Annotated in this window: 6 protein-coding genes; 5 read left to right on the plus strand and 1 reads right to left on the minus strand. The window is 65.4% G+C overall.

The genetic code is table 11. The annotated features are described in order from the left end of the window. Positions 1-4: 4 nt before the first annotated feature. Positions 5-1,600, plus strand: a complete 1,596-nt coding sequence (locus AB0C28_RS54890; RefSeq protein WP_358085264.1) for a DUF6079 family protein — start codon at positions 5-7, stop codon at positions 1,598-1,600. Between the two features lie 18 nt (positions 1,601-1,618). Here AB0C28_RS54890 and AB0C28_RS54895 read toward each other — a convergent pair. Beyond that, positions 1,619-2,772, minus strand: a protein-coding gene (locus tag AB0C28_RS54895) for an IS3 family transposase (RefSeq protein WP_358085282.1) whose coding sequence is annotated in 2 segments (ribosomal slippage) — positions 1,619-2,559 and positions 2,559-2,772 — 1,155 coding nt in all. Because the reading frame shifts where the segments join, the coding sequence is not laid out codon by codon here. 137 nt (positions 2,773-2,909) lie between these two features. Here AB0C28_RS54895 and AB0C28_RS54900 point away from each other — a divergent pair. Genes AB0C28_RS54900 through AB0C28_RS54915 form a run of 4 tightly spaced genes read left to right on the plus strand, consistent with a single transcriptional unit; the run spans position 2,910 to position 11,204 of the window. Next, positions 2,910-5,111, plus strand: coding sequence for a hypothetical protein (locus AB0C28_RS54900; protein WP_358085267.1), 2,202 nt, complete (start codon positions 2,910-2,912; stop codon positions 5,109-5,111). Then, a complete protein-coding gene (gene pglZ / locus AB0C28_RS54905; protein WP_358085270.1) occupies positions 5,108-7,840 on the plus strand; it encodes a BREX-2 system phosphatase PglZ in 2,733 nt (910 codons plus the stop codon). The genes AB0C28_RS54900 and pglZ overlap by 4 nt, the downstream gene beginning before the upstream one ends. 2 nt (positions 7,841-7,842) lie before the next feature. Beyond that, positions 7,843-9,129, plus strand: coding sequence for a BREX system ATP-binding protein BrxD (gene brxD, locus AB0C28_RS54910; RefSeq protein ID WP_358085273.1), 1,287 nt, complete (start codon positions 7,843-7,845; stop codon positions 9,127-9,129). A gap of 5 nt (positions 9,130-9,134) precedes the next feature. Beyond that, positions 9,135-11,204: a DEAD/DEAH box helicase gene (locus AB0C28_RS54915; protein WP_358085284.1), complete on the plus strand. Its 2,070-nt coding sequence runs from the start codon at positions 9,135-9,137 to the stop codon at positions 11,202-11,204. The last annotated feature ends 50 nt before the right edge of the window (positions 11,205-11,254 follow it).

The following is an 11,254-nucleotide window of genomic DNA, read 5'->3' on the forward strand; positions in this document are numbered from 1 at the left end:
GGCTATGACCACGCTGAACCAGCAGCCACTGCTCAGGGAGCTCATCGACATCCCCGAGGGGATGAGCGACAGCGATTTCGTGCTCAAACTGGCCGAGGGAGTCACGGACGCCGAGGCGACGCTACGCGACTACGTGATCACCGATGACCTGGTCGACAACTTCAGGCAGGCGCTCAATCTGATCAAGGCGGCGGTCACCGGGCAGAGCTCGAAAGCGGCGTACCTGCACGGATCGTTCGGTGCCGGTAAGTCACACTTCATGGCGGTGCTCTACGCACTGCTGCGTGGCGAAGAGGCCGCCCGTCGCCGAGATGAGTTCGCAGAGTTGCTTGCCGAGCATGACTGGCTGACGGGGAAGCGGTTCCTGTTGGTTCCCTTCCACATGCTGGATGCAAAGTCGCTGGAACACCGGGTGCTTGGGCGCTACATCGACTACGTCCGCGGCTTGAAGGCGGAGGACATCCCCAAGCCCCCGACCGGCTCGATGCCTATCCCTGCGGTGCACCGTACCGACTCGCTCTTGGCTCAGGCCCGCCGTCTCCGCGACCAGATTGGTGACGAGGCGTTCATCAACGGCCTGCCCGGCGACGAGGAGCCCGATGAGTGGGGGGACACCAGCGCCTTCTGGACCGCCGAGAAGCTGAACACCGCCTTCGCCGGTTCCTACTTGGACGAGTCCGACGCCGACGAACACCAGCCGGTCGTGCTGACCGAGGAGGACGCGCTGCGGCGGAAGCTGGTCAATGACCTTCTCCAGAGCTGGAACGAGGGCTTTTTCAGCAACGCGAAGGAGGACGCAGGAGCATTCGTCTCGCTCGCGCCGGGACTGCACGAGATCAGCCGCCACGCCAAGGACCTCGGCTACGACGGCCTCATCCTCTTCCTGGACGAACTCATCCTGTGGCTGGCAAACTCGGTCGGAAACTCGCAGTTCGTCGCCCGCGAAGTTCAGAAGATCACGAACTTTGTCGAGTCAGGTGATGCTACACGGCCGATCCCTGTCATCAGCTTTATCGCCCGGCAGCGGGATCTGCGTGAGTTGGTGGGCGCGCAGGAGACCAGCGCGGTCGAACTCGGCTTTCAGGACACGCTCGACCTAGCCAAGGGACGCTTCGAGACCATCCCATTAGAGGACCGCAACCTACCGGTGATCGCGCAGACCCGGTTGCTCAGTCCGTTGAACGATGACGCCGCGGTGCAGATCGCCCGCGCGTTCGACCGGACCAGCCAGGTGCGTAGCGAGGTGTGGGACACGCTGCTCGGTTCCAGCAGCGCAACCGGTGCCGACATCGGCGCGTTCCGCAAAACCTACCCGTTCAGTCCGGCTTTCATGGACACGCTGGTCCACATCTCCAGCGCCCTGCAACGTTCCCGGACTGCCCTAAAGTTGATGCGCCGCATCTTGATCCGCCGCCGTGACGACCTGCGGCTGGGCCAACTCATTCCGCTCGGCGACCTCTACAACGTGATCACAGAGGGCGGCGACGAACCGTTTACCCAGAAGCTGAAGGTCGAGTTCGATGCCGCGCAGAAACTGTACAACGCCAAGCTCCGCCCGCACTTGTTGGAACAGCATGGTGAAGTTGCCCCGGTTCAGTAGACACATCAGGGCTTGCGACTACGCGGCAGCATAGTCGAGATCTTGGGCGTTCTTGAGCGCGTGGCGGCGTTCATATTCGGCGGGGCTGAAGTAGCCGTTGGCGGAGTGGCGGCGGCGTGGATTGTAGAACCCTTCGATATAGCTGAAGACGGCCCGTTCGGCTTCTGACCTGGTGTGGAAGGTGCGCCGGTCGATGAGTTCGCACTCCAGCGAGGCGAAGAAGCTTTCAGTGATCGCATTGTCGAAGCACGTCCCGGTCCGCCCTGTCGACGGGCGCACTCCGGCCTGCTCACACCGCTGGCCGAAGGCGATCGAGGTGTACTGGCTGCCCTTATCGCTGTGATGAATCACCCCGGCCTGCGGGCGGCGCTGGTGGATCGCCATTGCCAGCGCGTCGGTCACCAGTTCGGTGCGCATGTGATCGGCTATCGCCCAGCCGACGATCCGGCGGGAGAACACATCCAGCACCACCGCCAGGTAGACGAAGCCTTGCCAGGTCGGCACGTACGTGATGTCGGCCGTCCAGACCCGGTTCGGCTCATCGGCGGTGAACCGGCGTTTGACCAGGTCGGACGCGGATGCAGCACGGTGGTCGGTGATGGTGGTGCGGCAACCCTTACGCCTGCTCACCCCGGCCAGCCCGGCGGCGCGCATCAACCGGGCCACCCGCTTGCGGCCCACCCGCTCCCCGTCGATCTCGCGCAGGTCGGCGTGGATGCGCGGCGCACCGTAGATCTCATCCGAAGCCTGGTGATGCCGCTGGATCTTCTGGGTCAGCTCGGCGTCGCGCCGGGCCCGTGCCGACGGGCCACGCCGCAGGCGAGCGGCCCAGGCGTAGTAGCCCTGGCGCGACACACCCAGCACCCGGGCCAGCAGGGAGACCTCGTGGTGGTCCTTCTCCGCATGGATCAGCCGGAACTTCATCTCGGCAGATCCGTCTCCCGCGCGAAGAAAACCGCGGCCTTACGCAAGATCTCCTTCTCCTCGCGCAGGATCTTGTTCTCGCGCCGCAGCCGGTCCAGCTCCTCCTTCTCGGCGCTGGTCAGCCCGTCCTGACGGCGGCCGTCATCCAGGTCAGCCTGACGCACCCAGGTACGGATCGACTGCGCGGAGGGCTGGAACTCCTTGGCCAACTCCTCCGGCGTCCGTCCCGCGCGCACCAGCTCCACCATCTGCCGGCGAAACTCCGGCGGATAGTTGTTCGGCACAGCAGACTCCTTCTTCCGGGAACCAGGGTTCCCCAGAGATCAGGTGTCCACCAAACCGGGCCAACTCCAATGGGCACCTCACCGAAGAACAAATCAAGCGCGTGCGGCGCGGCACGGAGACCAATTCTCAGTTAGTTGGCCGGGTTCGTGCGTTCACCGGTGATGACCGACTGATCAAGACGCTTTTACTGTCGGCGTTGGCACCCACCGTTCCCGCGCTGCACAACCTCACCGCCAGCAGGCTGGCCGCGCTCAACCACGGTAGTGTCACCAGCCCCATCCCAGGCGGAGAAGTTGGCCAGGTCGCCCGCAAGGTCGAAGGCTGGGCAGCGCAATTCAATGAGATCAAATACGTCAAGGGGGATGACCCCGGGGTCGGGCTCGAACTTGAGGGCATTGATGTTGATTCGATCATTGAGAACGCCCGTCAAGCAGGCGCGGACAACATGGGGACGCGCAAAAACCTGATCCGCACACTCCTCTACAAGGAATTTGGGGTCGTCGAGACCAACCAGTACGGAGGCGATCGATTCGACTTCACCTGGCGGGGCAGCAAGAGGTCACTGGAAGTGATCTTCGGTAACGTGCGCGACAAAGTCGAGCTGGATGACGAGGTCTTCAAACCCGCCGATCCGACCAGCTGGCGTTTGATCGTCGACTACCCGTTCGACGAGGGAGAGTTCACTCCCGCCTACGACCGCAACCGGGTCCAGAGGATGATCAGTGAAGGGTTTGAGGCACGGACGCTCTGCTGGGTGCCCGCCTCGCTGGCGGCGGAGCGGATCCAGGACCTGCGCCGGCTCGTCACGATCGACTACGCTCTGCATGGCCAACGCTTCGACTCCCTCGCGAGGGACCTCAATCCCGGGGACCGGGAACGCGCCCGCCAGACTCTCAGCGGTCAACGAGACGTACTAGCAGGTAAGCTGATCGGCACGCTCCGTGCGGCCTACGGGCTCACCACCAAACACGAGAGCGAGGTGGTCCCCGACTTCGATGACCATCTGCTGTCCTTGTCGGAAGGGCTGCGTCCCCGGTTGCTCTCTGGGGCCTCCCTGCACGATGCGCTGGCCTCGCTGGCCGAGCAGATGCTTAAGTGCCAATTCCCCGGCCATCCCGACTTTGATCCGGACCGCGCGGGAGCCGCTAGCGTCGTCAAACCCGCCGAAGCCCGGATTGTGCTCGACTACATACGTAAGGCCGTGGAAACCTCTGATGGGCGGGTGGAGGTGGAGAAAGCCCATCGGATTACTGTGCGTCGTATCGCCAATCCCCTTCTGCTCGGCGAGATGCATGAGGCCGCCTTCGTTGCCGGATCGCACTGGCGGCAGCATTTTCACCAGCGCATCGCCCAGGACAAGGTGAACGGCGACGTGCTGGTCACCGATTTGCTCCGGTGGATCGACGAGCCGCAGCAGCGTGGGCTGGATCGGCTGGTCGCCAACTTGGTGCTCGCCTGTTTCGCCGAACAGACTGATCGGTCCTGGATCCAATACGGCGGGCCCGTCACTCCCGAGCTCACCCAGATCCGCGATGACATGAAGCTGCGTGAGGAGAAGCTGCCCGATGAGGACGTCTGGGTAAAAGCCAGGCAGCGTGCCATGGATATCTTCGGGCACAACCCACCCGTCGCTCGTCGCGCCCGGCTCGCCGCCCTGTTCGCTCGGACCCTCTCGGACGACGCGCGCAAATACCGTGACGCGGCTCATGACCTGGTTGCGAGGCTGGAGACGTACGCCGAGCCATTGGGGCTCGACGTCCGAGCAGGAGATGGTCGCCTGCATACCGCGCGTAGGGCGGCGGATCTGCTGGACGGGCTTGGATCCCATCACGGCAAGCTCGACATCATCGATCAGCTCGCCACCGCCGACCTCGGCGGGCCGACGCAACGCACAGGAAAAAGCATCAAGAGCGCCACGGCCGTCGCGGATGCGCTCAGGGGAGCTCGCTGGGACACCTTTTCCCTGATCAAGGGGTTGCGTGAGCCGTACCAGAGCAAGGCTGTCCAGATCTTCGCCGATCTACGCAAAGCCGCTGTGGCGGATGAGCTAACGCTCCCGCTCGGACCTGCGCTCAGCCGCGCGGGCACAGCCGCTGCTGACCTGCTGCGTGAGGCGACGCAAGATCCCACACCCCCTCCTCCGCCACCTCCGCCTCCCCCGGGAGATGTGGTGGTCCACTCGGTACCTGTGTCGGTCATGGAGGAGAAGCTGCAGGAACTGCAGAGCTATGCGCAGGAACTGGTGGCAAAGAATCCGCATGCCACCGTGGAGATCACGCTGAAAGTGATCCACAAATCATGACCCCGGCTCGCACTCTGCTGCCCATCACCCCGGCCGCGCTGGAGCAGGAGATCGCGAGGCTGCTGCGTAAGTACGCGGCCCGCGATGAACGTGTGCTGTTGATCCGCGCCGAGCCGTCCTGGACCGGACAGGACGAGATCACCTCTGATGGTCGCCGGGTCACCATCGCGGGGTGTGTGTCACCGCTGGCGATTCTTGAGCAGGTCACCGATCATCTCGAACGCAGCGATGATTCCATGCTGGTGGTGCTGACCCCCGTCGAGGAGAGCGACCTCGGCCCCGGTCTGCTGTCGAGGGTGGTCAGGCAGCGGGTCTTCGTGATCGAGCCGTGGCAGGTCGTCGAAGAGAGCTTCGGCGCCCAGCAGATCGATCCACGGCTCATCGTCGAAGGGTGGGCCGCGGAAGCGCTGATCAACGCAATGCCGTGGCCACGGCTGACCGGAACCATCCTTACTCGCGATGTCGCACTGCGCCACCTGGCAGCGAAGCGGCTCGGGATGGACCAGTTCGGTGTAGAACCGGACGATCTCGGCGCGCCGGCGCTGCTGCTGTGGAGCGCCGACGCCGGTGCAGTCGAAGCGTTCCAGCAGCTACGTGAGGATGAGCGTACCGGCTTGATCGCCTGGCTCCGCGAGCGCGTCGGCCGCACCGCTGACGTGCTGTTCCGCCTCGTTGATGGCGGCAAGGCTGGTGACGCTCTCGCCCTCGGGCTGGTCTGCGCCGCCCTGTGGAATCCTGAGGCCGCAGATGTGGCGGCTCGCCCGCAGGGTGCTGTCCTTGCCTACATTTCCACCATGGGAGGCTCTTCCATGGAGGACTCCCTCATTAAAGGTTTCGCCTCCGATACCGAAATGATCGTAGGTTGGCTTCTCCGGGGGCGAAGTACGGCCGAGGAGACCCACCTGGCCCATGCTGTGCTGGATCGGGCCGAAGAGCTCATCATCCAGTTCGGCGCGCGGTCGGTCGCGCGCTTCAGCGCCCTGCTCCGCTCGGGGTTCGAGGACCGTCTGAGTGACGTCGCAGAATTGCTCTCCGCGGCGCTGGACTCACCCAGGGGGAACGCCGCACTGGCTCTAGCCGTCGCCCGGCTCCGCGACCACGCCCTGGCAGACACTCACGCCCATCGGGTCCGGCGAGCGGAAATGGCTCAGCGGCTCATCCAATGGCTGGCCACGCCGTACGACCCGGCGGTCCGGGTCTCCGGCGTAGGCGTAGCCGTACAGGCTCAAATCGATGAGTGGGGCTGGGTCGACCGCGCCCGCGACGACATCTGGGCGGGAGAGCATCTCAACGAGCCCCTGAAACAGGCATACGGCATGCTCCATGGCCTTGTCGCCGAGCGCACCCGCGGTCTGAACGAGGCGTTCGCTGCAAAGCTGGCAGCCTGGGCCGCAGCCGGGCCGGGAGATGCCCTGACCGTGGAGACTGTCCTGCCCCGGGTGGTGGCTCCGCTGGTCGCGGACAAGTCCGGGCGTCCGATTCTCCTGGTCGTGCTGGATGGTATGAGCGCTGCCGTGGCCTGCGAACTGGCCGAGGAACTTCGTGGGCAGCGGTGGGAGGAGTATGACGCCGTTGGCGGCGGTACACCGCGACGGCGTGCGATCGTCGCGGCGTTGCCGACCTTGACCAAGGTCTCCCGCGCCAGTCTCTTCGCGGCCCATCTAACCACCGGCCGGCAGGAGGATGAGCGCAGTGCCTTTGAGGCCCATCCGTTCTGGCACGGAAAGAAGGTCCGGCTGTTTCACAAGGGAACACTTCCCGGTGAGGCGGGCGAAGCGCTGAGCGAGGACCTGACCGCCGCGCTGGGTGATCCCACAGTGCATGTCGCCGTCGTCCTGAACGCCATCGACGACACCCTCGACAAGGGGCCGCAGAGCGCCGACTCCGCCTGGCAGATCAAGGACATCGGAATCCTGCGTACCTTGCTCGACTACGCCCGCTTTCAGGGACGCGCGGTGATCCTCACCAGTGACCATGGTCACGTACTGGAACGCAGCGGCTCACTCCGCTCGGTGACCGGCGTCGAATCCGGACGCCATCGCACCGCCCTCCCGCCGGTAACCGCGGGAGAGGTGGAGCTCTCCGGACCGCGGGTGATCGCCGATAACAACAGGATCATCGCCCTCTGGGATCCCTACCTGCATTACGGGCCGAAGAAGGCCGGCTACCACGGCGGAGCCTCCCTGGCAGAGGTCACAATCCCGCTGCTCGCCTTCCTGCCGCTCGGCGCAGCCGTACCTGAAGGTTGGCGCGCGCTCTCCGAGCAGCAGCCGAACTGGTGGTCACTCCGGCCAGCCCCAGCGGCACCTGCCGCCCCGCCCAAGACGGCGCGTGGAAAGTCACGGAAATCGGCTGGGCCGAACCTGGCAGAGCCGGTGGAGGCGCTCTTCGACGTCGCGCCCGTCCCCGAAACCGCGCCGTCGCCAGTGGAGGAGTTGCTGGCCACCGAGCTGTTCGAGGCCCAGCACAGACTGATGCCGCGCAAGGTGCCCACAGATAAAATCGGAGCCGTCCTGCAAGCGCTGCTGGACGCGGGTGGGCCCCTACCGCTTCCGGTGATCGCGGAAACGGCGGGTGAGCCCCCGGTCCGTGCGGCGGGGTTTGTCGCGACACTTCAGCGCATTCTCAACATTGACAACTACGCTGTGCTGTCGATCGTTGACAATGGACGCAGTGTGCGTCTCGACGTGCACCTGCTGCGGGAGCAATTTGGGCTGAAAGGACGATAACGGTGACGGTAAGTGCCGCACGCCGGCGTGAAGTGATCGACGCGCTGCGACACGGAGCCGTACCCCAGGCGGGTCTCGACCTGCTGGCCGTCGGGCTTAGCCGGTTCGACAAAGCGGTCAGCGCTGAGCTGGACACGCTGGTCTCCGGCGGATCGGTCTTCAAAGCGGTTCGCGGTGAGTACGGCTCCGGCAAGACCTTCTTCACCCGATGGCTGGCAGAGCAGGCCAAACGCCGAGGAATGGCAGCAGCCGAGGTTCAGGTGTCCGAGAATGAGACGCCGCTGCACAAGCTGGAGACGGTCTTCCGGCGGCTGACGGAACGGCTTTCGACGGCCAGTTACCCGCCCAGCGCGATGCGGCCCGTGGTCGATGCCTGGTTCTACGTGCTGGAGGAGGACGCGCTCACGGCCGGCGCCGAACCCGCTGATCTGGACAAGGCGGTCGAGGAACTGCTGAATCAGCGTCTGACCGCGGTGAGTCGCTCCGCGCCGACGTTCGCCGCCGCGCTACGCGGCTATCGGACCGCGGTGTCGGCCGGTGACGCCGGTACGGCGGAAGCCATCTTGGCCTGGCTCGGCGGCCAGCCCAACGTGGCGGCGGCCGCCCGACGGTCGGCAGGAGTCCGAGGCGACCTCGACCACTTCGGTGCGCTTGGTTTTCTCCAAGGTCTGCTCACCGTCCTGCGCGACTCCGGGCACCCCGGCCTGGTCCTCGTCCTGGACGAAGTGGAGACCCTGCAGCGGGTGCGTTCCGACGCCCGGGACAAGGCGCTCAACTCGCTGCGACAGCTCATCGACGAAGTCCACTCCGGCCGGTTTCCCGGACTCTATCTGTTGATCACGGGCACGCCCACGTTCTATGACGGACCTCAGGGCGTGCAGCGCCTGGCCCCGCTCGCCCAGCGGTTGTCCACCGACTTCATGGGAGACCTCCGCTTCGACAACCCCCGGGCCATCCAGGTCCGGCTGCCGGGTTTCGCCCTGGACTCCCTCGGCGAGCTGGGCCGCAAGGTACGCGACCTCTACGCAGGTGATCGAGTCGTCTCGGTCATGGACGACGCCTACGTGTCGGAACTCGCCGAGGCCGTGTCGGGCAAGCTCGGTGGCCAGGTGGGCGTCGCGCCGAGGTTGTTTCTCCGCAAACTGGTCGACGTCATGGACCGAGTGGATCAGTTCGAGGATTTCGACCCGCGTCGGCATTACGCGCTGACCTTGTCGGCCAGCGAACTCACCAAGGTCGAGCGGAACGCGGCGGCAGGTAGTGCGGAGGAGGTGGAACTCGACCTGTGAGTGACCTGTCGCTGCTGCATCCGACGCTGACCCACCACATCGTCAACACGCTCGGCTGGCCGGAATTGCGTCCCCTCCAACGGGAGGCGCTCGCGCCGCTGGCGTCAGGTGACGACGCGCTGCTTCTCGCGCCGACTGCAGGCGGCAAGACCGAGGCCGCGTTGTTCCCCTTGTTGTCCGCGATGGCCACGCAAGGCTGGAGCGGCGTCTCGCTGGTCTATGTCTGTCCGATCAAAGCCCTACTCAACAACCTGCTGCCGCGTCTTGAGCAGTACGCCGGATGGCTGGGACGCCGCGTGGCGCTCTGGCACGGAGACATCTCCTCCTCCGCGCGCGCAGCGATCTTGCGCGACCCTCCGGACATTCTGCTCACCACCCCGGAGTCGCTGGAGTCGATGCTGGCCAGCACAAAGGTCGAACACTCGATAATTTTCGCAGGGCTACGCGCGATCGTGGTCGATGAAGTACACGCCTTCGCCGGAGACGACCGAGGCTGGCACCTGATCTGCGTCCTGGAACGGCTGACCCGGATCACCGGCCACGCGATCCAGCGAGTCGGCTTGTCGGCCACCGTGGGCAATCCCGACGAACTGATGACCTGGCTGCAAGGATCGGGGCGCGGCAGCCGTACCGGACGGGTGATCGCACCTGCCCCTACCGGCGTGGATGTGTCGCGCGGGGATGTCGAACTCGACTACGTCGGCTCCGTCGAGAACGCCGCCAAGGTCATCAGCGTGCTTCACCAGGGAGAGAAACGCCTGGTGTTCTGCGACTCCAAGCGCCTCGTCGAACAGCTCGGCGCGACGCTTCGCACGCTTGGCGTGACCACCTTCCTCTCCCACGCGTCCCTATCCGTCGAGGACCGCCGACGGGCAGAACAGGCGTTCACTGAGGCGCGCGACTGCGTGATCGTGGCCACCTCCACGTTAGAGCTGGGCATCGACGTCGGAGACCTGGATCGGGTCATCCAGATCAATGCGCCTGGGACCGTCACGTCGTTCCTGCAGCGGATCGGCCGCACCGGCCGTCGTACCGGAACCGTCCGCAACTGCCTCTTCCTGGCCCTGGACGAAGGCGGCCTGCTGGACGCCGCCGGCCTGCTCCACCTGTGGGGCGAACACTGGGTCGAGCCCGTCACCCCGCCACCCGAGCCACGCCACATCGTCGCCCAGCAAATCCTTGCCCTGTGCCTGCAGGAGCACCAGATCGGTGACCGTTCCTGGCGGGAATGGTGGTCGGGCATGGACGTCTTCGGCCCATCAGCGGAGCCGATCCTGCGGCACCTGCTCGCCGATGGTTTCATCGACTCCGACAACGGCATGCTCTTCATCGGTCCCGCAGCCGAGAAGATCTTCGGGCGTCGCCACTTCATGGAGCTCATGTCCGTCTTTACCGCCGCTCCGGAGTTCACCGTCCTGCACGGACGTGCAGAGATCGGCAGGACCGACCCCTCGCTCCTGTCCGACCGGGAAGAGGGACCCCGGCTGCTTCTCTTGGCCGGGCGAAGCTGGAAAGTCACCTGGATCGACTGGAAGCGCCGCCGCTGCTTCGTCGAGCCCGCAACGGGCGGGGGCAAAGCTCGCTGGAGCTCAGCGTCCCTGATCGGCGGCGGATCCTTTCAGCTCATGCGTGCCATCCGCGAGGTCCTACTCGGAGCGGATCCGCCCGTACGGCTCACCCGCAGGGCGACCGACGCCCTGGCACAGGCCAGGGATCGCCATCTCGACGTCGTGCATCCCGCAGGAACCGTGATCGTACGCGGCGATGACGTTCGCTGGTGGACCTGGGCCGGCTACCGCGCCAACCTCACCCTCCGCAGCACACTCGCCGAGGTCACCGATCCCAAGCAGCAGGTGACCGACGCTTGGCTCCGGCTACGCTCCGATGTCTCTCCGACCATCTGGAAAACCGCGATACGCGATGCGTCCGAGAGGCTGTGCTTGCCCGAACCGGATGGCAAGGCACTCGACGGCCTCAAGTTCAGCGCCGCTCTTCCTCCGCGACTGGCCGCGCGGACTCTGGCACTAAGGCTAGGGCCGATGCGTTCTCGGCTGGTGGGACGCGGGGCGCGTTGATGCCGGTCGGTTGAGGGGCACCCCGAGGTACAGATGGCAAACGCGACCCC

Origin of the sequence: Nonomuraea sp. NPDC048892 (assembly GCF_040649735.1) — a bacterium.
In the GTDB taxonomy this organism is placed as follows: domain Bacteria; phylum Actinomycetota; class Actinomycetes; order Streptosporangiales; family Streptosporangiaceae; genus Nonomuraea; species Nonomuraea maheshkhaliensis.

Coding starts and splice junctions, on each gene's coding strand:
- AB0C28_RS54890 (WP_358085264.1), top strand. CDS start 5: ATGACCACGCTGAACCAGCAGCCACTGCTCAGGGAGCTCATCGACATC.
- pglZ (WP_358085270.1), top strand. CDS start 5,108: ATGACCCCGGCTCGCACTCTGCTGCCCATCACCCCGGCCGCGCTGGAG.